We start from the raw sequence: 26524 nt of genomic DNA, 5'->3' as shown, positions 1-26524 counted from the left end.
CGGCTGCTCGGCTGCGATTTCTCGAGCGCGCCGACCGCGCGCAAGCCGATCGTGGTCGCGCTCGGCGCGGCCCTGGACGGTCGTGTGGACCTGGCCGGCTTCGAGACCTTCGCCGCGCTCGACGATTGGGCGCACTGGCTGCGCACGCTCCCGGCCTGGGTGGGTGCCTTCGATCTCCCGTTCGGACTGCCGCGCGAACTGGTGATGCAACTCGGCTGGCCGCTGGCCTGGGAGCCGCTGATCGCGCACTACGCGGGCCTCGGGCGCGACGAGATCCGGCGCACTTTCGCGACCTTCTGCGCCGCCCGGCCCAGCGGCGGGAAGTTCGCGCACCGGCAGACGGATGGCCCTGCGGGCTCCAGCCCCTCGATGAAATGGGTCAATCCGCCGGTCGCGTTCATGTTGCATGCCGGCGTGCCGCGGCTGCTGGCCGCCGGCGCCGCGCTGCCGGGCCTGCACCCGCCGCTGCGGGTGGCGGGCGCGTCGCGCATCGCGCTGGAGGCCTACCCGGGCCTGCTGGCGCGCGAGCTGATCGGCCGGCGCAGCTACAAGAGCGATGCGGTGTCCAACCAGACCCTCGAACGCCGCCAGGCGCGGGCCGATCTCCTCGCCGCACTGGAGCGGGGTTCCGGAAGGCTCGGCCTGCGCCTCGCGCTCGACCCGGGCGCGCGCGACGCGTTGCTCGCTGACGCCAAGGGCGACCGTCTCGATGCGGTCTTGTGCCTCCTGCAGGCGGCTTGGGCCGAGGCGCGCCGCGACAGCCGCCCGGGCCCCGGTTATGGGCTTCCGGAGGCCATCGATCCGATCGAAGGCTGGATCGTGACGGCCTGACTTCCCCGTGTCCTACAAGAGGACGAGCCGCTGCCCGCCGCAGCGTCCGCTCCACCGCACTAGATTGAAAGCAGTGGTTCAGTCGAACCACCGATTCATCTCATTTGCGAAGGAAACGCCATGAACAAGGACCAGGTTGCAGGCCGCGTCGAAGAGGCCAAGGGCAAGATCAAGGAAGTCGCCGGCAAGGTGACCGGCAGCGAAAAGCTCCAGACCGAGGGCGTGGTGGACCAGGCCGCCGGCAAGGTGCAGAAGACCTACGGCGACGTGAAGGAAAAAGCCAAGGACGCCCTGAACACCGACCCGAAGAGGCCGTGACTTCGCGACAGGAGACCGCTATGACATCATCGAATGACTCCGGCGCGCGCGGGCGCGGCGCGCTGGCGCTGTTGCTGACCGCCGGCGTCCTGGCCTTGGGCGCCTGCAGCAAGACCGACAACGAGACCATGGGCAAGAAGGTCGACTCGGCCGTTGCAAAGACCGAGCAGGCCGGCGCCGATGTCAAGGCCAAGACGGAGTCAGCCGCAGCATCGGTGGCCGGCACCATGGACGATGCATCGATCACCGCGGCCGTGTCGACCGGACTGGCCAAGGATCCCGACCTGAGCGCGATCAAGATCGATGTCGACACCAAGGGCGGCCAGGTGACCTTGAGCGGGCCCGCGCCCAACGCCGCCGCCAAGGCGCGCGCCGAGGAGATCGCGAAGTCCGTCAAGGGCGTGAGCGCGGTCGACAACAGGCTCGAAGTGAAGATGTAGCCGCCGCGTCGGCGCGCGGCACCCAGCAAAAAGCCCGGTTGCCCGGGCTTTTTGCTGGTTCTGCTGGCCGATGCGCGATCAGTGACCGAGCCAGTCCTTCAGCTCGTCGGCATGCTCTTCTTCGTCGCTCAGGATCTCTTCCAGCATGCGGCGGGTCGTCGGGTCCTTGTCGCCGATCAGCGCGATCATCTGGCGGTAGGTCTCGACAGCGATGCGCTCGGCCACCAGGTTGGCGCGCACCATCGCCTGCAGGTCGAGCGATGCGTCGTAGCTGGCGTGGCTGCGGTCCTGCAGGCTCTGGGGGTTGAAATCGGGTTCGCCGCCCAGCTGCACGATGCGCTCCGCGATCTTGTCGGCATGCCCCGATTCCTCGTTGGCATGCACCAGGAATTCATCGGCGATGGCCGGCGAGGCCTCACCACTGGCGGTGAAGTAGTGGCGCTTGTAGCGCAGCACGCAGACCAGCTCGGTGGCCAGGGCGTCGTTGAGCAGCTTGACGATGTCGTCACGCCAGGGTCCATAGCTGGGCGTGACGGCGCCTTCGTCGAGGCTCTTCGAGGCCTTGTCGATCGCTGCCTGGTCGAGCTTCAGGGGTTCGTGGCGCTCTTTGACGGCGGTGTTCATGGAGGGTCCTTTCGTGGGTTTGCGTTTTTCTGCATCAGCGTCGTCACCATGTCGGCGACGTCGGATGTCTTCACGACCGCGGCGAGCACCGCGGTGATCGAGAGCAATCGCCACGGCTTGACCAGCACCACCAGGGCACCGGCCGCGGCGGCCGCGCCGACCAGCGCGGCCGGCTCCTCGCGCGCATAGCGCTCGAGCAGCGGGCGCGCCAATTGGCCGGCCGCATTCGCCGGGTGCCGGCGCCACCAGCGGCGCACCACGCCGCGGGCCACCGAGGACCACGCGAAATGGTCGTAGGCCGCAGGACGCACTGCAGGCGCAGGCAAGGAATACAGTTCGTCTCGGGCCGCCTCGGGCCGGTCTCCCTGCAGCTGCGCGACCAGCGCCCGGCGCGACAGTGCGAGCCTTTGCTGGGGCGTGAGCGCTTGACGGTCAGCGGCCATGGCGTTCTCCGGCCACCCGCAGCGCCCGCACGTCAGCATCGAGCTGGCTGCGGAGGTCGTCGAAGGCGTGGAAAGGCCGGGGACGCGCCGCGGCCAGCGCCGAGAACACGGCGATCACGATCGCCACGCCGGGCACTGCCGCCAGGACCCAATGGAAACTGCCGTGCAGCACGCCGAGCATCACGGCGACGCCGACCAGGCCGAGGGCCAGCATGCCGCTGACGGCCGCGATGACACCCGCCATCAGCTTCGAGATCAGGCCCTGGCTCGCAGCCTGGGACTCTTCCCGGATCAGCGCGCCGTAGTTGGCGAGATGTTCGGCGACGAGTTCCGGGTGGCCGAGCACCGTGGAGACAATGGGATGGAACATGGTGCTGCGGCGGCCGGAGCGGGGATCAGTAGTCGTCGCGACGGCGGCTGGCCAGCACGATCAGAGCCGTGATGGCGGCACCAGCCGCGGCAGCGACCAGCACCGAGCGAACCGGCTGGTCGGCGATGTACTTGCCGGTCACATCGGCCGCGGCCTCGAGGCGGCGCTGGGCTCGGGCGCTGGTGGTCGACGCGGCATCGAGCCCGCGCTGCACCGCCTGCTGGACTCGCGCCGCCAGCTGCTCCACCGCCGGCTCGGCATCGCGACGCAGGTCGCGCACCTTCTCGCCGGCCGCATTGACCGCGTTCTGCGCATAGGCCCGCGTCGTGTCGATCGCGTCGTTGGCCGTCTGGCGCGCGTCCTCGGCGAGCTGTGCGGGCGTCTTGGTGGTCGTGTTCATGAAATGAGTCCTTCCGAAAATTGATTGCTTGACCTGTCCATCGTAACGACGCTAGCCGCGTCGCATCAAGCCCGCGATGAAGCTGGCGAGGGCCAGGACAAGAAAGATGACGAAGAGGATCTTCGCGATGCCCACGGCACTGGCCGCGATGCCGCCGAAACCGAACAGCGCGGCGATCAAGGCAATGACCAGGAAGACGACGGCGTAGTGCAACATGCTGACTCCTTTTCGAGGGATGGCCCCATGGATGTGAAAACAGCGCGTTCGGGTCCCGAACGGCTTGGCATCCACGTTAAGGGCATGGTCGCCCGGACCCTGTCAGCAGCCGCGGCCTGGGGGCGTAGGAGAGGACCGAAAGGGGCGCGCGCGGGGCGTCGCGGGCCCGCCGCGTCAGGCCTGCCTGGCCGGCAGGATGGCGCTCAGGTGGGTGCCCTTGCCGGGCGTCGACGCCACGCTGAGCTTGCCCTTGGCGGCTTCGACCCGGTGCCGCATGCCGGCCAGGCCGTGCGTCGACGGACGGGCGCGCTGGGTGTCGAAGCCCTTGCCGTTGTCGATCACCTCGACCACCACGTGGTTGCCGTAGTTCTTCATGACGATGCTGGCTTCGGTGGCCTGCGCGTACTTGCCGATGTTGGTCAGGCTCTCCTGGACCATCCGGTAGGCCGTGAGCTGGTTGTCCTCGTCGAGATCGACCGGCTCCAGCACCATCTCGATCTCCATGCCCGATTGCTCGGCGAACTCGCGGCCCAGTATTTCAAGCGATGCGATCAGCCCGAGGTTGGACAGCGATGACGGGCGCAGGTCCTCGATGATCCGGCGCTTGAGCGCGATGCCGCTGTTGAGCAGTTCGTTCAGGTGCTGCAGCCGCTGGATGGCGTCCGGCGAATCGCCGAGCCTGGATTTCAGGCGCGCGACGTCGAGCTTGGCGGCCGTCAGGAGCGAGCCCAGTTCGTCGTGCAGCTCGCGCGCCAGGAAGCCGCGCTCGGATTCGCGCACCTGCTGCAGATGGGTGGCGAGTTCGCCCAGCGTCGCCGTGCGCTCGCGCACCTCGCCTTCGAGCGCGTTGCGTTCGCGCTGCAGCGCCTCTTGCTGCCGCTCGCCGACCAGTTGCAGTGCATGGGTCTGGCGCAGGTAGAGGTAGAAGGCCAGCAGCCCCGCCAGCGTGACCAGGGTGATGCCGATGCGAGCCAGGCGCAGCGAGCTGGCGATCTGGAGCTGGCTGCGCGTCAGCTCGTCGTTGCTGATCGCGATCAGCTGGCCGACCTGCTGGCGGATGGCCTCCATCTCCTCGCGGCCGACATCGGTGGTGATGACGAACTTCCAGGCGTCCTCGTTGCCGCTCTGGCGCAGGCGCACGCTCATCTCCATTTCGGCGAGCTTGCGCGACACGTGCTTGGAGAGTTCGCCGACCCGCGTCAGTTCGCCCGGGCGCCGGGCGTAGAGGTCCTGCAGCGTGGCCAGGTTGCCCTCCACCTGCTTGACGGCGAGGTCATAGGGCTCGCGATAGCGGGCTTCCCCTGTCAGCAGGAAGCCCCGTTGGCCCGTTTCGGCATCGAGGACGTTCTGCAGCACCAGGTTGAGCAGGCCGCGCGCCTTCTGCGCGTCGCCCACATCCTGCAGGGCGCGGTGCGACTGCTGGTAGCCTGCCTCGTTGATGCCCACCAGCGCCAGCGCCGCCAAGGCGGCGAGCGCCAGCCCGAGGGCCATCTTGGGAAAAGCTAACCAGCGCATGAGGTCTCCGAGCGATGCCTGCAGATCAAATTCGGGAATAATCGGAGCCGACCAGGGACCGGCATGTTGCGACGCAAAAGGCCGCGATACAACGACGAAGGTAACAGATGATCAAGATCGGAATTGTGGACGACCACGCCATCGTGCGCTCCGGCTTGCGGCAGTTCTTTTCGGAGCATGTCGACCTGCGGGTGGTGGGTGAGGCGGCCAGCGGCCGCGAGGCGATCGAGCTCGTGCGGACCACCGAACTCGATGTGCTGGTGATGGATCTGTCGATGCCGGGCCAAAGCGGCATCGACGCCCTGGCGATGATCCGCGCCAAGGCGCCGGACGTCGGCATCCTGATCCTCAGCGGCTATCCGGAAGAGCACTATGCGATGAACCTGATTCGCCAGGGCGCCAGCGGCTACCTCAACAAGGAGTGCGATCCGATCGAGATCGTCAATGCGATTCGCACCATCTCGCTCGGTCGTCGCTACATCACGCCTGCCGTGGCCGAACTGCTGGCGCGCCAACTCGACCGCAAGGACGACGCGGCGCCGCATGAACAGCTGTCGGAGCGGGAGTTTCAGGTGTTCCTCAAGCTGGCCAAGGGCGAGACCGCCGGCGACATCGCCAAGACGCTGTCGCTGTCGGTGAAGACGGTGAGCACCTACCGGACGCGGCTGATGGAGAAAATGAATCTTTCATCGAACAGCGACCTGACCTACTACGCGCTGAAGAACAAGCTGATCGACTGAGCCCGAGGCGCCGCGCGCCGTCAGTTGCTGCTCTGCGAAACCCTCGACGCGGATGCCTGATCGATGCAGAAGTCGATCAGTCCGTCGATTTCGTTGGATTTGTCGAACACCGCGTCGACCCCGAACTGGGCGCAGCGTTTGCGGATGTCGGGGGTGGCGTAGTTGCTGAGCACTACCACCTTCTGGTTCGGCCGGCGCGAGCGGCAGGTCTGCAGCACGCCCAGCCCGCTGCCCTGCTTCAGGAACAGATCGACGATGGCCAGTTCCCACTCGTCGGCATGGTCGGTCAGCCATTGGCTGGCCTCGGCCTCGGTCTCGGCAAAGCCGATCGCCGAAATGCACGTAAGCTCCTCCAAAGTGCCGACGAGGTTCTCTCGGATCGTGACGTTGTCTTCGACGATGTAGGTTTTTAATCTTGGGTCCATGAGAACCGCTGTCCCCCGGGGGCGCTTTCTTGGTGGACTGGATTGTCTCCAAGGAAAGCCCGCGGTGGCAATGCTACGGAATTGTTCGCTCGCATGATGAAGGTTTGCGCGGCCTGCGGCTGTAGGCTGGTTCTTACGCGCCGATGAGAACGCGCCCGTAGGCGACGCCGCACACCGTTTGCACTCGGCCGCCGACCCGCCGGACGTGCAAGGGGATCCATGCTTGCACCCACTGGCGGCGGCCCGCCGTCCATTTCACAATCTTGCAAGGGTGCGGCCATGAACATCATCTGGAGTTCCATCGCGATCGTTCTGCTGGCGCTTGCCGGGGGCGTCGCAGTGGCCGGCGGCGAGCCGGCGATGGCCGAATTGCGGCTGGCCGAGGCGGCCACGATGGCGGCTGCGGCCGGGGTCGCTGCCGTCTGCATCCGCGAGGCGGCCCAGAGCGTCAGCGCGGTGCATACGGGCGCGCCGATCGATTGACGCCCATGCCGACCGCTTCCGCCGCCTCCCCGCCGCGCCGCCGGCGCTGGGTGGCGCTGGGCGCGCCAGTCCTGGGCCTGGTCCTCGCATTGCTGCTGCTGGCGGCGTTTTTCCCTTGGGACACGCTGCGTGTGCCGGTCAATCGTTATGTCAGCGAGAAGACGGGACGCAAGTTCGAGATCACGCGGCACCTCGACGTCGCCCTTGGCTGGCGCCAGGCGACGGTCAAGTTCGACGGCATCGAGTTCGCCAACCCTTCGTGGGCCCGGGACCCTTATCTCGTTCGGGCCGAAAAGGCGGAGTTCGACATCCGCTTCTGGGAGTTGCTGCGCCGCCGCATCGTGCTGCCGCGACTGGTGCTGAGCCGGCCTTCGCTCGGACTCCAGATGGAGGAGGACGGCCGCAAGACCTGGGCGCTCGGCAAGGACAGTGCCGACCCGGGAACAGTCCCGGTCATCGGCCTGATCCAGGTCGACGGCGGCAGCATCGACTTCCTCGCCAAGGCGCAGGCGCTCGACCTGCACGCGGATTTCAGCTTCGACAGCAACCGCGGCGACTTGCCCCTCGACTACGAGATCAAGGGCCGCTACCGGGGGCAGCCAATGTCCGCGGTGGGGCGCACCGGCAACGTGCTGCAGCTGACGTCCGTCGGGCAGCCGCCGTTTCCGATCGAGATCGACCTGAAGGTCGCGCAGACCCGCCTGCAGGGCAAGGGCACGGTGGCCGAGCTGGCCAACCTGGACGGCCTCGACGCCCAGGTCGAGATGAGGGGGCCGAACCTGGGCCGCCTCTATCCGGCGCTGGGCATCGCGCTGCCGCAGACGCCGCCCTACGCGCTGAGCGGCAACCTGCGCAAGAACGGCGCGCTCTGGGAAGTACGCGGCCTGAAGGGCCGCCTGGGCCTGTCCGACATCGGCGGCGACATGCAGTTCGACAAGTCGCAGCAGGTGCCGCACCTGGGCGGCACGCTGCGTTCGCGGGTCATGGACATGGACGATCTCGGCCCGCTGATCGGGCTGCCGCCGACCGCGCGCTCGGCCAACGCGGTCGAGGGCGTGGCCGCACCGCCCAGCATCGCGCAGGTCGACAAGCAAAAGCGCAACGACCCCGCGCGCAAGGTGCTGCCGGACGCGACCCTGGATTTCGAGCGGCTGCGTGCCATGAACGCCGATGTCAGCTACACCGCGGAGCGGATCCAGAACGTGCGCGAGCTTCCGCTGGACAAGGGCAGTGTGCAGGTGAAGCTGAAGGACGGCGTGCTGACCCTGGACCCGCTCGATCTCGGCGTGGCGAGCGGCAGGATCGCCGGCGCGATCCGAATCGATGCGACGCAGAATCCGGCCGACATTCGTGCGGCGCTCGATATCCGCGGGATGCAGCTCAATCGATTGATTCCGAAGGTCGAGACCCTGAAGACCAGTTTTGGCCGACTGGACGGCCGGATCAACCTGTCCGGCCGCGGCAACTCGGTGGCGGCCTGGCTCGCCAATTCGTCCGGCGACGTCGCGGCGCTCACCGGGCGCGGGCAGTTCAGCAACCTGCTGCTCGAGTTCCTCGGCCTCGACGGCGGCGAGATCATCAAGTTCCTGCTCGAAGGCGACCACAACGTGGAACTGCGCTGCGCCGCCGTGGCCTTCGACGTGGAGAAGGGCGTGATGAACGGCCGCACGCTGCTGCTCGACACCAGCGACACGGTGTTCCATGGCAGCGGCAACATCAGCCTGGCCGACGAGCGCATGGACCTCATCGTCAAACAGGCGCCGAAGGACAAGAGCATCCTGGCGCTGCGCACGCCGCTGCGAGTGCGCGGCACCTTCGCGGCGCCGAAGGCCGGCGTGGAGGTCGCGCCGCTCGCGGCCCGCGGCGCTGCGGCGCTGGCCCTGGCGGCGATCAATCCGCTGCTGGCGCTGGCAGCGACGGTCGAAACCGGTCCGGGCAAGGATGCGGACTGCACCGAAGTGCTGACCGAGGCCAAGACCCCGTCGTCGCGCGCCGCCAAGGCCGGCGCCGCCAAGGCGAAGCAGCAGCCGGCGCCGGCAAGCGGCAGCTGAGCCGAGCCGGCCTCAGGACGGCGGTGGCCGGTGGCCGCACACCCCGCAGCCCGGGTCGCGGGCCACGCCCAGCGAATCGAAAGCCGTGCGCCGGCCGTCGAACATCAGCAGCCGGCCCGCCAGCGATGGCCCGATGCCGGCCAGCAGCTTCAGGGCTTCGCTGGCCTGCAGCGTGCCGATGGTGCCGACCACGGGCGCGAAGACGCCCAGCACGGCGCAGCGGGTCTCCTCGAACTCGGCCTCCGGCGGGAACAGGCAGGCGTAGCAGGGCGAAGCCGGATCGCGCGTGTCGTAGACGCTGAGCTGGCCGTCGAAGCGGATCGCCGCCCCCGCCACCAGCGGCTTGCCATGGGCGACGCAGGCGCGGTTCACCGCCTGGCGGGTGGCGAAGTTGTCGCAGCAGTCGAGCACCACGTCGGCGCCCGCCACCAGCCGGTCGAGCAGCTCGGCGTCGGCGCGCAGGCGATGGGTCTCGATCCGGATATCGGGATTGATGGCGCGCATCGCCTCGGCCGCGGACTCGACCTTCGGCATGCCGACGCGGGCCGTGGCGTGGGCGATCTGGCGCTGGAGATTGGTGAGGTCGAGGTCGTCGTCGTCGACCACCGAGATGCGCCCGACGCCGGCCGCGGCCAGGTAGAGAAGGGCGGGCGAGCCGAGCCCGCCGGCCCCGATCACCAAGGCATGGCCGGCGCTCACCCGTGCCTGGCCGTCGATGCCGAATTCCTCCAGCAGGATGTGGCGCGAATAGCGCAGCAGGTCCTGGTCTTCCATGCGCCGCGCGGAACCGACCGCCGGGGCGGGCCCCCTCCGGAGCCGCCCGGGATCAGTTGTCCTTCTTCTCTTCCTTGTTGTCGACGATGATCTGGGTCTTGCTGACCAGCACCGGCTGGCCCTTCAGGCTCTTGAGGGCCTGCGCCAGCGCGAAGTCGTCGGCGGCGCCGAACTCGGGCACCTTGCGGTCCTGCGGCGGCTTCTTGGCTTCTTCCTCGAGGCGCTTGCGAGCCTCGTCGCGGGCCTTTTCGCGCTCGGGGTCCTTGCTCTCGGGGCCCTGGCCGCTGGCCAGGTGCTTCTCGAGGTCGGCCTCGCGCATGCGCAGGGCGGCGAAGGGGCTGCCCTCGGCGCTCTCGTCGACCAGCACGTTGGGCACGATGCCCTTGGCCTGGATCGAGGTGCCGCTCGGCGTGTAGTAGCGCGCGGTCGTGATCTTGAGGCCGGTATCGGGGCCCAGCGGACGGACCGTCTGCACCGAGCCCTTGCCGAAGGTCTGGCTGCCCATGATCGTGGCGCGCTTGTGGTCCTGCAGGGCGCCGGCGACGATCTCGCTGGCCGAGGCCGAGCCTTCGTTCACGAGCACCACCAGCGGCACGGTCTTGAGCCCGGCCGGCAGGTTGCGCAGCGGGTCGCTGCCGGCGCGGCGCTGGTAGAACTCGGGCGCCGCCTTGTAGATCGACTTGCTCTCGGCCAGCTGGCCGTCGGTCGACACCACCGTGACGTTCTCGGGCAGGAAGGCGGCCGAGATCGCGACCGCAGCGTCGAGCAGGCCGCCCGGGTCGTTGCGCAGGTCGAGCACCAGGCCCTTGAGGTTCGGGTCCTGCTTGTAGATTTCTTCGACCTTCTTGACGAAGTCGTCGACCGTGCGTTCCTGGAACTGCGACAGGCGGATCCAGGCGTAGCCCGGCTCCATGACCTTGCCGCGGACCGACTGGGTGCGGATTTCCTCGCGCGTGATCGTGACCGGGAAAGTGCGGTTCTCGTCCTTGCGGAAGATCGTCAGCAGCACCTTGGTGTTGGCCTCGCCGCGCATCCGCTTGACCGCCTCGTTGAGCGACAGGCCGCGCACCGCGGTGTCGTCGATCTTGGTGATCAGGTCGTTCGGCTTGAGGCCGGCGCGGAAGGCGGGCGAACCCTCGATCGGCGACACCACCTTGATCAAACCGTCTTCCTGGGAGATCTCGATGCCGACGCCGACGAAACGGCCGGTCGTGCCTTCGCGGAATTCCTTGAAAGACTTCTTGTCGAAATACTGCGAATGCGGGTCGAGCCCGGCGACCATCCCCGAGATCGCATCCGAGATCAGTTTCTTCTCGTCGACCGGTTCGACGTAGTCGCTCTTGACCATGCCGAAAACTGCAGCAAGTTGCTGCAGTTCCTCGAGCGGCAGGGGAGCCAGCGATCCGCGCGCAACGGTTTGTAACGAGACGGTTGTCAGCACGCCGGCGAAGGCGCCTGCGGCGACCCACCCGGTGATCTTCATTTTCTGGCCCATGTGAAAGTGTCCTTGTCGCCTGTCAAACCAATATACACAGCTTGGAAGCAAGTTGTCTGCCGGGGTTCCGCGACCCTTTGAACAAATTAAGAATATTTGTTACGCCTTGGCTTGTGACGCCACGGCGGCCACGGCCTTTTCGGCGGCGTCGGCGTCACCCAGATAGTAGTGGCGCAGCGGCTTGAGTTCGTCGTCGAGTTCGTAGACCAGCGGAATGCCGTTGGGGATGTTCAGGCCCACGATGGCGTCATCGGAGATGCCGTCGAGGTATTTCACCAGCGCGCGGATCGAGTTGCCGTGCGCCGCCACCACCAGCCGACGGCCGGCGCGGATCGCGGGCGCCATCGATTCGTTCCAGAACGGCAGCACCCGGGCCACCGTGTCCTTGAGGCATTCGGTCAAGGGCACCTGCTCGGGCGCCAGCTTGGCGTAGCGGACGTCGCCGCGCTCGCTGCGCGGATCGCTGGGCTCCAGCGGCGGCGGCGGCGTGCCGTAGCTGCGGCGCCAGACCAGCACCTGCTCGTCGCCGTACTTCTTGGCCGTCTCGGCCTTGTTCAGGCCCTGCAGGCCGCCGTAGTGGCGCTCGTTGAGGCGCCAGGAATGGATCACGGGCAGCCAAGTGCGGTCGAGCTCGTCCAGCGTGTGCCAGAGCGTGCGGGTGGCGCGCTTGAGCACGCTGGTGTAGGCGACGTCGAAGTCGTAGCCCTCGGCCTTGAGCAGCCGGCCGGCCTGCTTGGCCTGCTCGACGCCGGTCGGCGTGAGGTCGACATCGGTCCAGCCGGTGAAGCGGTTTTCGAGATTCCAGGTCGATTCGCCGTGGCGGATCAGTACCAGTTTGTGCATGGGAGAGGCCTTTGGGAACGCGTTCGGAAAGCCGACATTCTAAAATCCGGGGTTTGCCACTCAAGGAACACCGTGAAATTCATTGTCGACAACTGGATGCTGATCCTGATTGCGCTCAGCTCGGGCGGCATGCTGGCATGGCCGTTGGTGCGCGGCGCCAACGCCGGCTCGCTCACGGCGCAGGGCGCGGTGCAGCTGATCAATCGCGAGCGTGCGGTGGTGGTCGACGTCCGCGAGCCCGAGGAGTTCGCGGCCGGCCACGTGACCGGTGCCAAGAACGTGCCGCTGAACCAGCTCGAGCAGAAACTGCCGGTCACGGTCAAGAACAAGTCGTTGCCTTTGTTGCTTGTCTGCGCAACAGGCGCACGGGCGCAGCGCGCCGTGGCGACCGCCAAGAAGCTCGGCTACGAACAGGCCCAAGCGGTCGCCGGCGGACTCAAATCCTGGAAAGACGCTAATCTGCCGCTTGAAAAGGCCTGAACCCTCCACGAAATAGCCCAGATGCAAGCCGTCAAGATGTACACCACCGCCGTTTGCCCGTACTGCATTCGCGCGAAGCAAATCCTCAAGTCCAAGGGTGTCGATCAGATCGAGGAGATCCGCATCGACAGCGACCCGCAGGCGCGTGCCACCATGATGGACATCACGCGCCGGCGCACGGTGCCGCAGATCTTCATTGGCGACACCCACGTCGGCGGCTGCGACGACCTGATCGCGCTCGACGGGCGCGGCGGCCTGGCGCCGTTGCTGCAAGGCGCCTGAGCCGGTCGCCGGCCTGCCATCCGGCCGGGCGATAATCGCCGGCTGACCCCTCAGAAGCCCGCTGCGGGAGCATTTCCCGGGCGGGCCTTGTTTTGATCCTCGAAAGTTAGAGCCATGGCCGAACAGCAATCACAAGACCCCGTTTTCCAGATCCAGCGCGTCTACCTGAAGGATCTGTCGCTCGAACAGCCCAATTCGCCGGCCATCCTGCTGGAGCAGGAGCAGCCGACCGTCGACATCCAGCTCGGCGTCGACGCCCAGCCCGTGACCGACGGCATCTTCGAGATCACCGTGTCGGCCACCGTGCAGACCAAGATCGGCGACAAGACCGTGTTCCTGGTCGAGGCCAAGCAGGCCGGCATCTTCGAGATCCGCAACCTGCCGGAAGACCAGATGGGCCCGATCCTCGGCATCGCCTGCCCGCAGATCGTCTACCCGTACCTGCGCGGCAACGTGGCCGACGTGATCCAGCGCGGCGGCTTCCCGCCGGTGCACCTGGCCGAGATCAACTTCCAGGCCATGTTCGAACAGCAGCAGGCCCAGGCCGCGGGCCAGGCTTCGCCGATCGTCACGCAGTAAATCCGGCTTGGCGCCAACGCCGATGAAGATCTGCGTGCTCGGCGCCGGTGCCTGGGGCACGGCGCTGGCCATCAATGCCGCCGGCCGCCACGCGGTCACGCTGTGGGCGCGCGATGCCGCCCAGGCCCAGGCCATGGCGGCGGCGCGCGACAACGCCCGCTATCTGCCGGGCATTCCTTTCCCCGCGGCATTGAAGGTCGTCGGCGGACCGGCCGCGGCCGCCTTCGAAGGGGCCGAACTGGTCATTGTGGCGACGCCGATGGCGGCGTTGCGCGAACAACTCGGCATCCTGCGTGACGTGGCCTGTCCGGTGGCATGGCTCTCGAAGGGGGTCGAGCCGTCACGCCCGGGCTCCGCGGACCTGGGGCTGCTGGCCCATGAGATCCAGGCCCGCGTGGCGCCGGGGCTGAAGGCCGGCGTGCTGAGCGGACCGAGTTTCGCCCAGGAAGTGGCGCAGGGCCGGCCGACGGCACTGGTCGCGGCCAGCCCGCTGGCGGCGGTGCGCGAGGCGCTGGTCGAGGCCTTTCACGGTCCGACCCTGCGCGTCTACGCCAACGACGACATCGTCGGCGTCGAGGTCGGCGGGGCGGTCAAGAACGTGCTGGCGATCGCCACCGGCCTGGCCGACGGGCTGCACCTCGGCCTCAATGCCCGGGCGGCCCTGATCACTCGCGGACTGGCCGAGATGACGCGCTTCGGCCTCGCGATCGGTGCCCGCAGCGACACCTTCATGGGTCTCTCGGGACTGGGCGACCTGGTGCTGACGGCGACCGGCGACCTGTCGCGCAACCGCCGGGTCGGGCTGCTGATGGCGCAAGGCCGCACGCTGGCGCAGGCGGTCGATTCGCTGGGTCACGTGGCCGAGGGGGTCTATTGCGCGCGCACCGTGGTCCAGCGGGCGCGCCACCTGGGGATCGAGATGCCCATCTCGGACAGTGTGGTGGCCGTGCTGGATGGCCGGATGGCCCCGGCGGAAGCGGTGGCCGGCCTGATGGGCCGCGAGCCGGGCGTCGAATCGGCCTGAGCCTGGGTCAGGCCGGCGAGTAGGCCAGCCGCACGTAGATCGGCGCGAAGGCTTCGGCCTGCGTGATGTCGATCAGGGTTTCCTTGGCCAGTTCGAGCATCGCGATGAAGGTCACGATCAGGACCGGCGTTCCGCGCGTGACGTCGAACAGCTTCTCGAACTCGACGAACTGCCGTCCCTGCAGGTGCCGCAGCACGATGCTCATGTGCTCGCGCACGCTGAGCTCTTCGCGCGAGATCTTGTGGTGCTGGACCAGCTTGGCGCGCTTGAGGATGTCGGCCCAGGCGTCGCGCAGGTCGACCACGTTCATGTCCGGGAAGCGCGGCTTGAGCGACTGCTCGATGTAGACCTGGGCCTTCCAGAAATCGCGACCGGCCTGCGGCATGGCGCTGAGCGATGCCGCCTGCAGCTTGGTCTGCTCGTACTCGAGCAGGCGGCGCACGAGTTCGGCGCGCGGGTCTTCGGCTTCCTCGCCCTCGGCCGACTTCTTGGGCGGCAGCAGCATGCGCGACTTGATCTCGATCAGCATCGCCGCCATCAGCAGGTATTCGGCGGCGAGTTCGAGGTTGGTCTGGCGGATCTCGTCGACGTAGCTCAGGTACTGCCGCGTCAGCCCCGCCATCGGGATGTCGAGGATGTTGAAGTTCTGCTTGCGGATCAGGTAGAGCAGCAGGTCGAGCGGGCCTTCGAAGGCCTCGAGGAAGACCTGCAGCGCCTCAGGGGGGATGTAGAGGTCGTTCGGCAAGGCGAACAGGGGTTCGCCGTAGAGGCGGGCGAGGGCGACCTGGTCGATGACCTCGGGCATCGCGGCGACCACCGCCGCGCCGTCGTCGGCGATCACCTCGATCGGCCCCGAGCCTGCGCTGTCGGCCGATGCGACATCGCCCTGGCGGCGGGCGCCGGAACCCGGAACGGCCCGGATGACCACTTACTTCACGCGGGTCTGGTAGACGTAGGGCTGCTGCGGCACATTCGCCTCGCTGTACTCCTCGAGCAGGCCGCGGTCGAGGTGCTTGTCCCACAGCAGCGCGCGTCCGGCGCGCTGCTCGGCCTCCAGCGTCGGCTTCTGTTCCTTCATCTGCTCGATGAAGTTGGTGATTTCGGACTGGTAGTGGGGACGGGCGAAGATGGACATGGCAATTGGACCTTTGGTGGGGATTTTACCGGGTGGAATCCGCCTTGAAGCCTTCTTGCGCATGCGCTAGCGTGGCGGCTCCCATCCATCCAAGGAGATTGCCGATGAAGCGCCGCTACTCGATCTTCCTCGCCGCGACCGGGGCGGCTGCCCTGGCGCTGGTCGCCTGCAGCACCGGCGGACCCGCCACGCCCCAGAGCAAGATGAGCTTCTTCATCACCAGCGCGAACCCGGGCAAGGGCGGGGACTTCGGCGGGCTTGCGGGCGCCGACCGCTACTGCCAGAGCCTGGCCCAAAGCGTCGGCGCAGGCGGGCGCAGCTGGCGGGCCTACCTGAGCACGACCGCGACGGCCGGCGGTGCGGCGGTGAACGCCCGCGATCGCATCGGCAAAGGGCCGTGGGTCAATGTGAAAGGCGTGACGATCGCCAACAACATCGACGAACTGCACGGCACCAACAACCTCGACAAGCAGTCGGGCCTGACGGAAAAGGGCGAGATCGTCAGTGCCAGCGGCGACCCCGTCAACAACCACGACATCCTGACCGGCTCGATGCCGGACGGGCGCGCCTCCACCGACACCAGCAAGGACACCACCTGCGGCAACTGGACCAAGAGTGGCGAGGGCTCGGCCATCGTCGGCCATCACAACCGCATGGGCACGAACGCGCCTCCGGCGTCGATGTCGTGGAACTCTTCGCATGCGACACAAGGCTGCAGCCTGGAAGCGTTCAGGAGGACGGGCGGCGCAGGTCTGATGTATTGCTTCGCGGCGAACTGAGCGGTGCGGCGACGAGACCGGGCGCGGATCGCGGTGGGTTGGCTGGCGGCGCTGTTGGCCCTGGTGGGTTGCGACCCGCAGCGCATCGCGGAGCTGGAGGAGGGCGTGGCGACCGAGGCCGACGTGCGCGCGCGCTTCGGCCAGCCGGAGAACATCTGGGATGCGCCCGACGGACGGGTGTTCGAATACAACCGCCAGCCGCAGGGCCAGAAGAACTACATGATCACCATCGGGCCCGATGGCCGCATGAAGGCCTTGCGCCAGGTGCTCACGCCCGAGAATTTCGCCCGGGTGAAGCCGGGGATGGCGATGGAGGATCTGCGCCGGCTGCTGGGCAAGCCGGCGCAGCGCATCCCCTACCCGCTGAAGAAGGAGACCGCGTGGGAGTGGCGCTGGATGCAACCGCCGAACTCGCCGATGGTGTTCACCGCGTCGCTCGATGACGACCAGCGCGTGACGAGCGCGGGCTCTTCGCCGGATCGCAGCACCGAGGCGCCCTGATCGCTCATTCGGGTGCCGCGGCCGCCAATTCCGCCGCGAACCCCGAGCGCTCGAACGCCTCGCTCGGTTGCGGCTGCAGAGACTCGACCCGCAGCACGCCGCCGCGCTCGCGCACCGCCTTGTGCAACTGGCGCAGTGCGTCGAGGCCGGTGGCGTCGATCAGGATCAGCTGCATGGCGTCGAGCACCACGGTCATGCCGCGCGGCGCACGCTCGACCGCCGCCACCATCGGATCGAGCCTGGCGGCGGCGCCGAAGAACAGCGCCCCATACAGCCGGTAGGTCAAGACCGGCGGTTCCAGCGAAACCAGTTCGACGCTGAACAAGGTGCTCATGCGCCGCACGAACAGCGCACAGGCCAGCACGATCCCCGCCTGCACCGCCACCGTGAGATCGAACACCACGGTGAGGAAGAAGGTGCCCAGCATCAGCAGCCGGTAGTGGCGGCTGAAGCGCCGCAGCATGGCGGGCGAGAACTCGCGCCATTCGCCCATGTTCCAGCCCACGGAGACCAGGATGCCGGCGAGCACCGCGAGCGGCACATGCTGCGCGAGCGGCGCGGCGACCAGCACCACGACCATCAAGGTGATCGCATGCACGATGCCCGCGATCGGCGACGTGGCGCCGGCGCGCACGTTGGTCACGGTGCGCGCGATGGTGCCCGTGGCCGGCATGCCGCCGAAGAACGGCGCGACCGCGTTGGCGATGCCCTGCGCCATCAGCTCCTGGTTGGGATCGTGGCGCGGCAGGCCGCTGACCTGGTCGGCGACGCGCGCGCAGAGCAGCGATTCGATGGCGCCCAGCGCCGCGATGGTGAGGGTCGGCGTGACCAGCTGCTTGACCGTCTCCCAGGAGAAGTCGGGCAATGCGAAGGCCGGCAGGCCCTCGGGGATGCCGCCGAAGCGGGTGCCGATGGTCTCGACATGCAGGTTGAACCCCCAGGACAGCAGTGTCAGGGTGACCAGCGCCACGATCGGGCCCGGCACGCGGGAGCCGGCCTGGGCCGCGCCGGTGTTGGCGAAGCGGCCGAGCACGATGCGCACCGTCTGGCCGACGCGGGTCTTCTCGCGCAGCAGGTGCGGCCATGCGAACAGGCCGGCCAGGCAGGCCAGCCCGAGCCCGAACGCGGAGGGATTGAAGGTGTCGAGGTGCGTCGCCAGCGTGTGCAGCTGCGAGAACATGTCGGCCGGCATCTTGTCGATCGACAACCCGAGCCAGTCCTTGATCTGCGAGATCAGGATCAGCGCCGCGATGCCGTTGGTGAAGCCGACCACGATCGACACCGGCACGTAGCGCACCAGCGTGCCGAGCCGGAACAGCCCCAGCAGGAACAGCAGCAGGCCGGCGCAGACCGTGGAGATCAGCAGGTTGGCCACGCCGTAGCGCTCGACGATGCCGTAGACGATCACGATGAAGGCGCCCGCCGGGCCGCCGATCTGCACCGCCGAGCCGCCGAGCGAGGCGATCAGGAAGCCGGCGATGATCGCGGTCCAGATGCCGGCCTCGGGCTTCAGGCCGGACGCGATCGCGAAGGCCATCGCCAGCGGCAGCGCGACGATGCCGACGGTGGCGCCGGCACCGACGTCCTTCAGGAAGCGGCCCCTGTCGTAGCCCGCCAGCGCGTCGATCAGTCGAGGACGGAAGGCGGCGAGCTTCAGGGGCGAGGTCATGGCGCCATTGTGGACGCCGGGCGGGCGCCTCAGTCGGAGCTGCCGGGCAGCACCGCGTCGGCGGCGGCGCCGACCGCCTTGCCTGTGATGCGCACGGTGCCGATGGCGGCATCGGCCGCCAGGCCCACGGCGCCGGCACCGACGCTGACGGCGGTGCTGGCCACGCTGACCACCGCGCAGCCGGGGAGGGCCGCGCAGGCGGCCAGGACCAGGGCCAGGACGAGGCGATGCTTCATGGCGTCGGGGCTCAGCGCACCCGCATGCCCGGCGTCGCGCCCGGCCACGGTTCAAGCACGTGGATGCCCGGATTGGTCTTCTCGTCGGCGTGGCTGGCGGCCAGCACCATGCCTTCGGAGATGCCGAACTTCATCTTGCGCGGCGCCAGGTTGGCGACCAGCACCGTGAGCTTGCCGACCAGCTGCTCGGGCTGGTAGACCGAGGCGATGCCCGAGAACACGTTGCGCGTGCGGCCCTCGCCGGCGTCCAGCGTCAGGTGCAGCAGCTTGGTCGAGCCCTCGACCTTCTGGCAGGCGACGATCTTCGCGATGCGCAGGTCGATCTTGGCGAACTCGTCGATGGTGATGGTCGGCGCGATGCCCTCGCCGCCGGGCAGCACGACGGCCTTCTCGGCGGGCGCGGGCGCCTCTCCGGCCGGTGGTTCGAACAGCTGGTCGAGCTGCTTCGCGTCGACCCGCTGCATCAGGTGCTTGTAGTCGTTGATCGCGTGGCCGGCGCCCAGCAGCCGGCCGGCGTCGGCCGACAGCAGCGGGGCGCAGCCCAGGAAGGCCTCGACCTGCGCGGCCAGCGCGGGCAGCACCGGCTTGAGATAGATCGTCAACAGGCGGAAGGCCTCGATGCAGGTCGTGCAGACGTCCTGCAGGCGGGCCTCCATGCCTTCTTTCTTGGCAAGTTCCCAGGGCTTGTTCTGGTCGACGTACTCGTTGACCTTGTCCGCCAGCAACATGATCTCGCGCAGCGCACGGGCGAAGTCGCGGCTGTCGTAGAGCGCCTGCATCGGCGCCGCGGCGGCCTGCAAGGTGGCCAGCAGCGCCGCGCCATCGGCCGACGGCGTGCCGAGCTTGCCGCCGAAGCGCTTGGCGATGAAGCCCGCGGCGCGGCTCGCGATATTGATGTACTTGCCGATCAGGTCGGCGTTGACGCGGGCGATGAAGTCGTCGGGGTTGAAGTCGACGTCTTCCACCTTGGCATTGAGCTTGGCCGCGATGTAGTAGCGCATCCATTCGGGGTTCATGCCGATGGACAGGTACTTGAGCGGGTCGATGCCGGTGCCGCGGCTCTTGCTCATCTTCTCGCCCGAGACCGTGATGAAGCCGTGCACGTTGACCTGGCTTGGCGTTTTGCGGCCGCTGAACTGCAGCATCGCAGGCCAGAACAGGGTGTGGAAGTAGACGATGTCCTTGCCGATGAAGTGCACCTGCTCCACCGCCGGATCGGCGACGAAGTCGTCGAAGCTCTGCACGGTGCGCGAGGGCTCGTGCCAGTGGTTGGCCGCCTGCCCCTTGTCGAAGTGGTTCTTCAGGCTCGCGAGGTAGCCGACCGGCGCGTCGAGCCAGACGTAGAAGTACTTGCCGGGCGCGTCGGGGATCTCGATGCCGAAGTAGGGCGCCTCGCGCGAGATGTCCCAGTCGGCCATGCCGGCCTCGAACCATTCGCTGGCCTTGCGGGCCATCTCTGGCTGCAGCTTGCCGTCCTGGGTCCAGGTCTTCAGGAAGTCGACCACCTTCGGGTCGGACAGCTTGAAGAAGAAGTGCTCGGAACTGCGCAGCTCGGGCGTCGCGCCGGTCAGGGTCGAATAGGGGTTGATCAGCTCGGTGGGCGAATAGACGCTGCTGCAGACCTCGCAGGCGTCGCCGTACTGGTCCTTGGCGTGGCACACCGGGCATTCGCCCTTGATGTAGCGGTCGGGCAGGAACATGCCCTTGACCGGGTCGTAGAACTGCTCGATGGTGCGCGTGGCGATCATCCCGCTGTCGCGGAGCTTCTTGTAGATGCCTTGCGCGAGTTCGGTGTTCTCGGCGCTGTCGGTCGAGTGCCAGTTGTCGAAGCGGATGTGGAAGCCGTCGAGGTATTCCTTGCGGCCCGCGGCGATCTCGCCGACGAAGGCCTGCGGCGTCTTTCCGGCCTTCTCGGCCGCGATCATGATCGGTGCGCCGTGCGCGTCGTCGGCCCCCACGAAATGCACCATGTGCCCCTGCATGCGCTGGAAGCGCACCCAGATGTCGGCCTGGATGTATTCCATGATGTGGCCGACGTGGAACTTGCCGTTGGCGTAGGGCAGGGCGGTGGTGACGAAGAGTTTGCGCTGGGACATAGGGGGTGCATTTTAGGTCGCGGGGCTATAGTCGTTGCCGCAACCGGAGGAAGCCGTGATCACCGCCTACGAAATCACCCTTGCCCAGGCGGCCGATGCCCGGGAGATCGCGGAGCTTTCCCGGGACACGATCGAGCAGGGCCTGTCGTGGCGCTGGACCGAGCGGCGGGTGCTGCGCGCCAGCCGCGACGAGGCGACCAACGTGGTGGTGGCGCGGCGTGACGGCGTGCTGCTCGGCTTCGCCATCATGCAGTACGGCGACGACGAGGCCCACATTTCGCTGCTCGCGGTGCGGGCGTCGCAGCGCCGCTCGGGGCTGGGCAGCGCCCTGCTGGCCTGGCTCGAAACGACCGCCGGCGTCGCCGGCATCCGCGCGATCCGCCTCGAGGCGAGGGCCGGCAACGCGGCGGCCAAGTCGTTCTATGGCAGGCACGGCTTCACCGAGTGCGGATCGAGCCCGGGCTACTACGAAGACGTGGAGGATGCGGTCCGGATGGTCAAGCGACTGGGCCCGGCCGTCTGAGGCCGCCCCAGCCGAAGAATTCGCACACCGCGTCGCGCTGGTTCAGCGTATCGGCCCGGCCGAGCGCCATCAATTCGCGCGTGAAGCCCGCATCGAACAGCAGGTAGCTCGCCAGCGCCGAACCCTTGAGCTCGGCTGTCGCCGCGGACACCGCCGGTTCGCCCAGCAGGCTGCGCACCGCGGGCGGCAGGGCATGGACGTGGCGCGCGGCGATCGCGTCGATGCGCTGCGACGGTGCGATCAGCAGCAGCTCGACCGGCTCCAGCGTGGTGGCGGCGCGTGCCTCGGCCGGGATCAGGGCCAAGGTCGAGTTGATGCGGCGCAGGCGCTCCACGTCGGCGGTCAGGGCGTCGAGGAAGATGCTCGACAGCGCATGGCCGGCGATCTGCGCCAGCGACGGGTAGCCGCTCAGGGCATTGGGCGCCAGCGCTTCGGCCGGCTCCTGCATGCGGCCGGCCCCGACCGCCAGGATGCGGCGCGCGCCCAGGTGGATGGCGGCGGCGAGGGGGGCCGCCTGGCGCATCGAACCGTCGCCGAAGTATTCGGCATGGCCGCCGATGTCCAGCGCGGTCGCGGGGAAGACGAACGGGATCGCCGACGAGGCCAGCAGGTGCTCGTGCGCGATGCGCACCGGCGCAGCCAGCCGCCTGGAGCGGACCCAGGGCTGCTGCGTGTCGCTGGCCTGGTAGAAGGTCACGTGCTCGCCCGAGCCATAGCTGGACGCGGTGACGGCCAGTGCGTCGAGGTGGCCCCGGGCCATCAGTTCGTCGAGCCGGCCCAGCGGCACCAGTTCTTCCAGCAGCCGGCGCAGGGGGCTGTTGTCGAGCAGCGAGCGCGAGCCGCTGCGCCGCCAGCGCGCGATCAGCCAGCCGGCCGAGAGCAGGCGCGCCCAGGGCGCATCGCTGCTGAGCACGCGCAAGGCGTCGACGCGGTAGATCTGGTCGGGCCCGAGCCCGGCCCAGACCTGGCCGATCCGGCGCACCGTGGCCTCGAAATCGTCGGCGCCGCACGCCAGCGCGGCCGCATTGATCGCGCCCGCCGAGGTGCCGGTGATGATCGGGAACAGCGGGGCCCGGGAGGACGCGCCGGCAGCGCGCCGCAGCTTGGCCAGCGCCTGCAGCACGCCGACCTGGTAGGCGGCGCGGGCGCCGCCGCCGGTCAGGACCAGGCCGGTGGCGGCGGGAGGGGCATCCGGGGCAGGCAGCATGGCCCGAGCGTACCTGCCCTAGACTACCCGCCATTCAGGAGTGATCAATGGCAGTTACGCAAGAGGCGCTCGCGGAGGCCCTCAAGGCCGTCCTCGACCCCAACACAGGCAAGGATTTCATCGGCACCAAGGCGCTGAAGAACCTGCAGATCCACGAGGGCGAGGTCTCGTTCGACATCGAGCTGGGCTATCCGGCCAGGAGCCAGGCGCCGGAGCTGCGCAAGGCACTGGTGGCGGCCGCCAGGACCGTGCCGGGCGTGGACAACGTCTCGGTGAACATCGCGACCAAGGTCACCAGCCACGCGGTGCAGCGCGGCGTCCAGCTGATGCCGAACGTCAAGAACATCATCGCCGTGGCTTCAGGCAAGGGTGGCGTCGGCAAGAGCACCACGGCCGCCAACCTGGCGCTGGCGCTGGCCGCCGAGGGGGCCAGCGTCGGCCTGCTCGATGCCGACATCTACGGCCCCAGCCAGCCCATGATGCTGGGCATCCAGGGCCGTCCCGAGAGCGAGGACGGCAAGACCATGGAGCCGATGTCCAACCACGGCGTGCAGGTCATGTCGATCGGCTTCCTGGTCGACTCCGACGAAGCCATGATCTGGCGCGGCCCGATGGCCACGCAGGCGCTCGAGCAGCTGCTGCGCCAGACCAACTGGAAAGACCTCGACTACCTGATCGTCGACATGCCGCCCGGCACCGGCGACATCCAGCTCACCTTGTCGCAGCGGGTGCCGATGACCGGGGCGGTGATCGTCACCACGCCGCAGGACATCGCGCTGCTGGACGCCCGCAAGGGGATCAAGATGTTCGAGAAGGTCGGCGTGCCGATCCTCGGCATCGTCGAGAACATGGCGGTGCACGTCTGCTCGAACTGCGGCCATGTCGAGCACATCTTCGGTGCCGACGGCGGCCGGAAGATGGCCGAGCAGTACCAGATGGACTACCTGGGCGCGCTGCCGCTCGACATCGACATCCGCCTGCAGGCCGACAGCGGCAAGCCGACGGTGGTGGCCGACCCCGACGGCGCGGTCGCGGGCATCTACAAGGCGATCGCCCGGCGGGTGGCCGTGGGCATCGCCGAAAAGGCCAAGGATTTCTCGGCCAAGTTCCCGACCATCACCGTCAGCAAGAACACCTGAGAATGCCGGCGGTAGTCAGGCTGACGCCGGGCCGCCAGCGCGGCGAATTCCGCGCTTCGCGCAGACGGGCGGCCTGCTGTCTCCCCCTCGGGGGGCAGCGAGGACACGCAGTGCCGAGCGTGGGGGCTCCATGAACCTGCTCGCCTCGATGCGCTATCTCGTCGCGCTCGACGAGCATCGCCATTTCGGCCGTGCGGCGCAGGCCTGCCACATCACGCAGCCGGCGCTGTCGAATGCCCTGCGAGCGCTGGAGGCCGAATACGGCGTGGTCATCGTGCGCCGCGGGCGCACCTACGTCGGCCTGACGCACGAAGGCGAACTCGTTCTCGCGACCGCCCAGCGCATGCTGCGCGAAAGCGAAGTGCTGCAGCAGGCGCTGCGCAGCGAGGAGGGCAGGCCCTGCGGCCACCTGCGCATGGCCGCCGTTCCCACCGCCATTCCGATGCTCTCGCGCTTCGCGGCGCTGCTGCAGCAGCGCCACCCCGGCATCGTGCCCGCGGTGCTGACGATGAGCTCCCAGGAGCTCGAAACCGGCCTCGAGACCCTGTCGCTGGACCTGGCGCTGGGCTACATCGAGCGGATGCACCTGCGCGACGTCAAGCTGGAGGCGTGGCCGCAAAGCATCGAGCACTACTTCCTGTTGCGGCGCGCCGCGCGCCCGGCGGCCGATACGCTGCGGATCGGCCAGCCGATCGGCTGGGCCGAAGCGGCGTTGCAGCCGCTCTGCCTGCTGACGCCGGACATGCACAACCGCTCCATCGTCGACCAGGCCTTCCGAAGCGCGGGCGCGACCGTGACCCCGGCGATCGAGACCAACTCGGTGCTCACGCTGGTGCTCGGCGTCGTCGCCGGCGAGGTCTGCAGCGTGCTGCCGGGCGCCATGGTCGCCGCCGTGCGCAGCCAGCGCGAGCTCGAGGCGCTGCCGCTCGTGGCCCCGGAGGTGACGACGCCGATCGGCTTCATGACCCAGCAGGGCGTGCGGCCTTCGCGCGCCCTCGAGGCGGCGCTGGCGCTGCTGCGCACGCCGCAATGGCAGGCCCAGGTCGAGATGCACAGCGGTGCCCTGGGCGGTTGAGCCGGGATACAAGCGTCATACCTACTTGACGTTTTGTAACAAGCGCACCGACACTCCACGGGCCCCAGAGAGGGCCGTTCGGGTTCACACCACAACTGGAGAAAAACAGATGGCAGCATTATCCGCAGGCGTCCTCGACGGGGACGGCATCGGCGCAACCGGGCCGCAGCCCGGCTTTCTTGACAAGGAACGGATCATCGCCGGGCCGGGCTTCAACCGTTGGCTGGTGCCGCCGGCCGCCCTGGCCATCCACCTCTGCATCGGCATGGCCTATGGCTTCTCGGTGTTCTGGCTGCCGCTGTCGAAGGCGCTGGCCACCGCCGGCACCGGCGCCCAGGCCTGCGCCAAGGACATGAGCTTCTTCGCCGAACTGTTCGCCAGCGGCTGCGACTGGCGCATCGCGACGCTGGGCTGGATGTACACGCTGTTCTTCGTCTTCCTCGGCTGCTCGGCGGCGCTGTGGGGCGGCTGGCTCGAACGCGCGGGCCCGCGCAAGGCCGGCGTCGTGTCGGCCGTGTGCTGGTGCGGCGGCATGATGCTGTCGGCCGTCGGCATCCATCTGCACCAGTTCTGGCTGATGATCATCGGCTCGGGCGTGATCGGCGGCATCGGGCTGGGCCTGGGCTATATCTCGCCGGTGAGCACCCTCATCAAGTGGTTCCCCGACCGCCGCGGCATGGCGACCGGGATGGCCATCATGGGCTTCGGCGGCGGCGCGATGATCGGCTCGCCGCTCGCCGTCGACCTCATGAAGAGCTTCGCGAGCCCGACCGACGTCGGCGTGATGCAGACCTTCGTCGTGATGGCGATGGTCTACTTCCTCTTCATGATGGGCGGTGCGCTCGGCTACCGGGTGCCCGCCACCGGCTGGAAGCCCAAGGGCTGGACACCGCCGCCCGCGCAGGCCGGCAACGCCATGATCACGCAGCGCCACGTGCACGTGAAGAAGGTGTGGGGCATTCCGCAGTTCTGGCTGGTGTGGATGGTGCTGACGATGAACGTGAGCGCGGGCATCGGCGTGATCGGCATGGCCAGCCCGATGCTGCAGGAAGTGTTCGGCGGCAACCTGATCGGCGTCGCCAAGAAGTTCGGCGAACTCGACAAGACCCAGCTCGCTGCCATCGCCACGGTGGCGGGCGGCTTCGCGGCGCTGCTGTCGCTGTTCAACATCGGCGGGCGCTTCTTCTGGGCCAGCCTGTCGGACAAGCTGGGGCGGAAGTTGACCTACACCGTCTTCTTCGTGCTCGGCGGCCTGCTGTACTGGAGCATTCCGTCGTCGGCCGGCGCCGGCAGCAAGCTGCTGTTCGTCGGTGCCTTCTGCATCATCCTGTCGATGTACGGCGGCGGCTTCGCCACCGTGCCGGCCTACCTCGCCGACCTGTTCGGCACGCAGATGGTGGGCGCCATCCACGGCCGCCTGCTGACCGCCTGGGCGACGGCCGGCATCCTCGGGCCGGTGGTGGTGAACTACATGCGCGAATACCAGCTCGGGCTTGGCATTCCGCGCGAGCAGGTCTACAACCAGACCATGTACATCCTGGTCGGCATGCTCGTAATCGGGCTGGTTTGCAACCTGCTGGTGCGGCCCGTGGCGGACAAGCACTTCATGAGCGACGAAGAACTCGCGCATGAGAAAAAGCTCGCGCACGAAAAGGCCATTGCCGCCGAGATGGGTTCGGCCGCGGCGCGCAACAATGACGCAGTCAGCCCGCTCGTGGTCGCACTGGCCTGGCTGGCGGTCGGCATTCCGCTGGCCTGGGGCGTCTACCGCACACTGGTGGCCGCCGCGAAATTTTTCAACTGACCGTGAGACCCAGGCGCCCGCCCGAAC

Annotated in this window: 32 protein-coding genes; 16 read left to right on the top strand and 16 right to left on the bottom strand. The window is 68.2% G+C overall.

What is annotated here, in order from left to right; genetic code table 11:
- The first annotated feature begins 51 nt into the window (after positions 1-51).
- The 3 genes from QTI68_RS18440 to QTI68_RS18430 all read left to right on the top strand — a co-directional run bounded on the left by QTI68_RS18440 (position 52) and on the right by QTI68_RS18430 (position 1589).
- The gene (locus tag QTI68_RS18440; RefSeq protein ID WP_286523376.1) at positions 52-831 is read left to right on the top strand and encodes a DUF429 domain-containing protein; all 780 of its coding nucleotides are present in this window, start codon (positions 52-54) and stop codon (positions 829-831) included.
- Positions 832-951: 120 nt separating this feature from the next.
- Positions 952-1149, top strand: a complete 198-nt coding sequence (locus QTI68_RS18435) for a CsbD family protein (RefSeq protein ID WP_286523374.1) — start codon at positions 952-954, stop codon at positions 1147-1149.
- A gap of 20 nt (positions 1150-1169) precedes the next feature.
- Entirely contained in the window at positions 1170-1589 is a 420-nt protein-coding gene (locus QTI68_RS18430; protein WP_286523373.1) for a BON domain-containing protein, read from the top strand.
- Between the two features lie 78 nt (positions 1590-1667).
- Here QTI68_RS18430 and QTI68_RS18425 read toward each other — a convergent pair whose 3' ends face one another.
- The 6 genes from QTI68_RS18425 to QTI68_RS18400 all read right to left on the bottom strand — a co-directional run bounded on the left by QTI68_RS18425 (position 1668) and on the right by QTI68_RS18400 (position 5157).
- Positions 1668-2213, bottom strand: coding sequence for a ferritin-like domain-containing protein (locus QTI68_RS18425; protein WP_286523371.1), 546 nt, complete (start codon positions 2211-2213; stop codon positions 1668-1670).
- Entirely contained in the window at positions 2210-2656 is a 447-nt protein-coding gene (locus QTI68_RS18420) for a hypothetical protein (protein WP_286523369.1), read from the bottom strand. Before QTI68_RS18420 ends, QTI68_RS18425 begins: the two co-directional genes overlap by 4 nt.
- Complete coding sequence (locus QTI68_RS18415) at positions 2646-3026, bottom strand: hypothetical protein (protein ID WP_286523368.1); 381 nt, start codon at positions 3024-3026, stop codon at positions 2646-2648. The genes QTI68_RS18420 and QTI68_RS18415 overlap by 11 nt, the downstream gene beginning before the upstream one ends.
- A 25-nt stretch (positions 3027-3051) precedes the next feature.
- The gene (locus QTI68_RS18410) at positions 3052-3426 is read right to left on the bottom strand and encodes a hypothetical protein (RefSeq protein WP_286523367.1); all 375 of its coding nucleotides are present in this window, start codon (positions 3424-3426) and stop codon (positions 3052-3054) included.
- A gap of 51 nt (positions 3427-3477) precedes the next feature.
- Positions 3478-3642, bottom strand: coding sequence for a DUF1328 domain-containing protein (locus tag QTI68_RS18405; RefSeq protein ID WP_286523366.1), 165 nt, complete (start codon positions 3640-3642; stop codon positions 3478-3480).
- Between the two features lie 174 nt (positions 3643-3816).
- Complete coding sequence (locus QTI68_RS18400) at positions 3817-5157, bottom strand: CHASE3 domain-containing protein (RefSeq protein ID WP_286523364.1); 1341 nt, start codon at positions 5155-5157, stop codon at positions 3817-3819.
- A gap of 107 nt (positions 5158-5264) precedes the next feature.
- Between QTI68_RS18400 and QTI68_RS18395 the strand changes: the two genes are divergently transcribed.
- Positions 5265-5897, top strand: a complete 633-nt coding sequence (locus QTI68_RS18395) for a response regulator (RefSeq protein ID WP_028249172.1) — start codon at positions 5265-5267, stop codon at positions 5895-5897.
- 20 nt (positions 5898-5917) lie between these two features.
- Here QTI68_RS18395 and QTI68_RS18390 read toward each other — a convergent pair whose 3' ends face one another.
- Positions 5918-6322 (bottom strand): response regulator, encoded by a 405-nt coding sequence (locus tag QTI68_RS18390; protein ID WP_286523363.1) that lies wholly within the window; start codon positions 6320-6322, stop codon positions 5918-5920.
- Between the two features lie 279 nt (positions 6323-6601).
- Between QTI68_RS18390 and QTI68_RS18385 the strand changes: the two genes are divergently transcribed.
- Positions 6602-6805, top strand: coding sequence for a hypothetical protein (locus QTI68_RS18385; protein WP_286523362.1), 204 nt, complete (start codon positions 6602-6604; stop codon positions 6803-6805).
- A gap of 5 nt (positions 6806-6810) precedes the next feature.
- On the top strand, positions 6811-8856 hold the full coding sequence (locus QTI68_RS18380; RefSeq protein WP_286523360.1) for an AsmA family protein: 2046 nt from the start codon (positions 6811-6813) through the stop codon (positions 8854-8856).
- A gap of 12 nt (positions 8857-8868) precedes the next feature.
- Here QTI68_RS18380 and QTI68_RS18375 read toward each other — a convergent pair whose 3' ends face one another.
- The 3 genes from QTI68_RS18375 to gpmA form a co-directional block, all read right to left on the bottom strand.
- Positions 8869-9630 carry a HesA/MoeB/ThiF family protein gene (locus QTI68_RS18375; RefSeq protein WP_286523358.1) on the bottom strand — a complete coding sequence of 254 codons (762 nt, stop codon included), beginning with the start codon at positions 9628-9630 and terminating at the stop codon, positions 8869-8871.
- A gap of 52 nt (positions 9631-9682) precedes the next feature.
- Positions 9683-11125 (bottom strand): S41 family peptidase, encoded by a 1443-nt coding sequence (locus tag QTI68_RS18370; RefSeq protein WP_286523356.1) that lies wholly within the window; start codon positions 11123-11125, stop codon positions 9683-9685.
- Between the two features lie 99 nt (positions 11126-11224).
- A complete protein-coding gene (gpmA, locus tag QTI68_RS18365) occupies positions 11225-11968 on the bottom strand; it encodes a 2,3-diphosphoglycerate-dependent phosphoglycerate mutase (RefSeq protein ID WP_286523355.1) in 744 nt (247 codons plus the stop codon).
- Between the two features lie 72 nt (positions 11969-12040).
- On the opposite strand from gpmA, the gene QTI68_RS18360 reads away from it, so the two are divergent.
- The 4 genes from QTI68_RS18360 (at position 12041) to QTI68_RS18345 (ending at position 14333) form a co-directional block, all read left to right on the top strand.
- Positions 12041-12448 (top strand): rhodanese-like domain-containing protein, encoded by a 408-nt coding sequence (locus QTI68_RS18360; RefSeq protein ID WP_286523354.1) that lies wholly within the window; start codon positions 12041-12043, stop codon positions 12446-12448.
- 21 nt (positions 12449-12469) lie between these two features.
- Positions 12470-12730, top strand: a complete 261-nt coding sequence (gene grxC, locus QTI68_RS18355) for a glutaredoxin 3 (RefSeq protein WP_286523353.1) — start codon at positions 12470-12472, stop codon at positions 12728-12730.
- A 114-nt stretch (positions 12731-12844) separates the two neighbouring features.
- Positions 12845-13309 carry a protein-export chaperone SecB gene (secB, locus tag QTI68_RS18350; protein ID WP_286523351.1) on the top strand — a complete coding sequence of 155 codons (465 nt, stop codon included), beginning with the start codon at positions 12845-12847 and terminating at the stop codon, positions 13307-13309.
- Positions 13310-13331: 22 nt separating this feature from the next.
- Entirely contained in the window at positions 13332-14333 is a 1002-nt protein-coding gene (locus QTI68_RS18345) for an NAD(P)H-dependent glycerol-3-phosphate dehydrogenase (RefSeq protein WP_286523957.1), read from the top strand.
- Between the two features lie 7 nt (positions 14334-14340).
- Here the strand turns inward: QTI68_RS18345 and QTI68_RS18340 are convergent, their stop codons facing one another.
- A complete protein-coding gene (locus tag QTI68_RS18340) occupies positions 14341-15138 on the bottom strand; it encodes a segregation and condensation protein A (protein WP_286505140.1) in 798 nt (265 codons plus the stop codon).
- Positions 15139-15261: 123 nt separating this feature from the next.
- Positions 15262-15468, bottom strand: a complete 207-nt coding sequence (locus tag QTI68_RS18335) for a DUF3460 family protein (RefSeq protein ID WP_286523349.1) — start codon at positions 15466-15468, stop codon at positions 15262-15264.
- A gap of 104 nt (positions 15469-15572) precedes the next feature.
- Between QTI68_RS18335 and QTI68_RS18330 the strand changes: the two genes are divergently transcribed.
- Together QTI68_RS18330 and QTI68_RS18325 are read left to right on the top strand one after the other, a co-directional pair.
- Complete coding sequence (locus QTI68_RS18330) at positions 15573-16247, top strand: hypothetical protein (RefSeq protein WP_286523348.1); 675 nt, start codon at positions 15573-15575, stop codon at positions 16245-16247.
- Positions 16248-16250: 3 nt separating this feature from the next.
- Entirely contained in the window at positions 16251-16748 is a 498-nt protein-coding gene (locus QTI68_RS18325; RefSeq protein WP_503011714.1) for an outer membrane protein assembly factor BamE, read from the top strand.
- Between the two features lie 4 nt (positions 16749-16752).
- Here the strand turns inward: QTI68_RS18325 and QTI68_RS18320 are convergent, their stop codons facing one another.
- From QTI68_RS18320 to metG, 3 genes are read right to left on the bottom strand one after another with little or no spacing between them, the layout of a single operon-like run.
- Complete coding sequence (locus QTI68_RS18320; protein WP_286523347.1) at positions 16753-18417, bottom strand: SulP family inorganic anion transporter; 1665 nt, start codon at positions 18415-18417, stop codon at positions 16753-16755.
- A 29-nt stretch (positions 18418-18446) separates the two neighbouring features.
- Positions 18447-18653 (bottom strand): hypothetical protein, encoded by a 207-nt coding sequence (locus tag QTI68_RS18315; RefSeq protein ID WP_286523345.1) that lies wholly within the window; start codon positions 18651-18653, stop codon positions 18447-18449.
- An 11-nt stretch (positions 18654-18664) separates the two neighbouring features.
- Positions 18665-20749, bottom strand: coding sequence for a methionine--tRNA ligase (gene metG / locus QTI68_RS18310; protein WP_286523343.1), 2085 nt, complete (start codon positions 20747-20749; stop codon positions 18665-18667).
- Between the two features lie 55 nt (positions 20750-20804).
- Here metG and QTI68_RS18305 point away from each other — a divergent pair, with 55 nt between their 5' ends.
- Positions 20805-21272 (top strand): GNAT family N-acetyltransferase, encoded by a 468-nt coding sequence (locus QTI68_RS18305; protein ID WP_286523342.1) that lies wholly within the window; start codon positions 20805-20807, stop codon positions 21270-21272.
- Here QTI68_RS18305 and QTI68_RS18300 read toward each other — a convergent pair.
- Entirely contained in the window at positions 21247-22479 is a 1233-nt protein-coding gene (locus QTI68_RS18300) for a patatin-like phospholipase family protein (RefSeq protein ID WP_286523340.1), read from the bottom strand. The two genes, QTI68_RS18305 and QTI68_RS18300, sit on opposite strands and share 26 nt — an antisense overlap.
- Positions 22480-22526: 47 nt before the next feature.
- Here QTI68_RS18300 and apbC point away from each other — a divergent pair, with 47 nt between their 5' ends.
- The 3 genes from apbC (at position 22527) to QTI68_RS18285 (ending at position 26497) form a co-directional block, all read left to right on the top strand.
- The gene (gene apbC, locus QTI68_RS18295; RefSeq protein ID WP_286523339.1) at positions 22527-23618 is read left to right on the top strand and encodes an iron-sulfur cluster carrier protein ApbC; all 1092 of its coding nucleotides are present in this window, start codon (positions 22527-22529) and stop codon (positions 23616-23618) included.
- Positions 23619-23748: 130 nt separating this feature from the next.
- A complete protein-coding gene (locus QTI68_RS18290; RefSeq protein ID WP_286523337.1) occupies positions 23749-24693 on the top strand; it encodes a LysR substrate-binding domain-containing protein in 945 nt (314 codons plus the stop codon).
- A gap of 109 nt (positions 24694-24802) precedes the next feature.
- On the top strand, positions 24803-26497 hold the full coding sequence (locus QTI68_RS18285; protein WP_286523336.1) for an OFA family MFS transporter: 1695 nt from the start codon (positions 24803-24805) through the stop codon (positions 26495-26497).
- Positions 26498-26524: the final 27 nt, after the last annotated feature.

Source organism: Variovorax sp. J31P207 (assembly GCF_030316965.1).
GTDB classification, from domain to species: domain Bacteria; phylum Pseudomonadota; class Gammaproteobacteria; order Burkholderiales; family Burkholderiaceae_C; genus Variovorax; species Variovorax ginsengisoli_B.
This window is presented reverse-complemented; position numbering and strand designations above follow the sequence as displayed.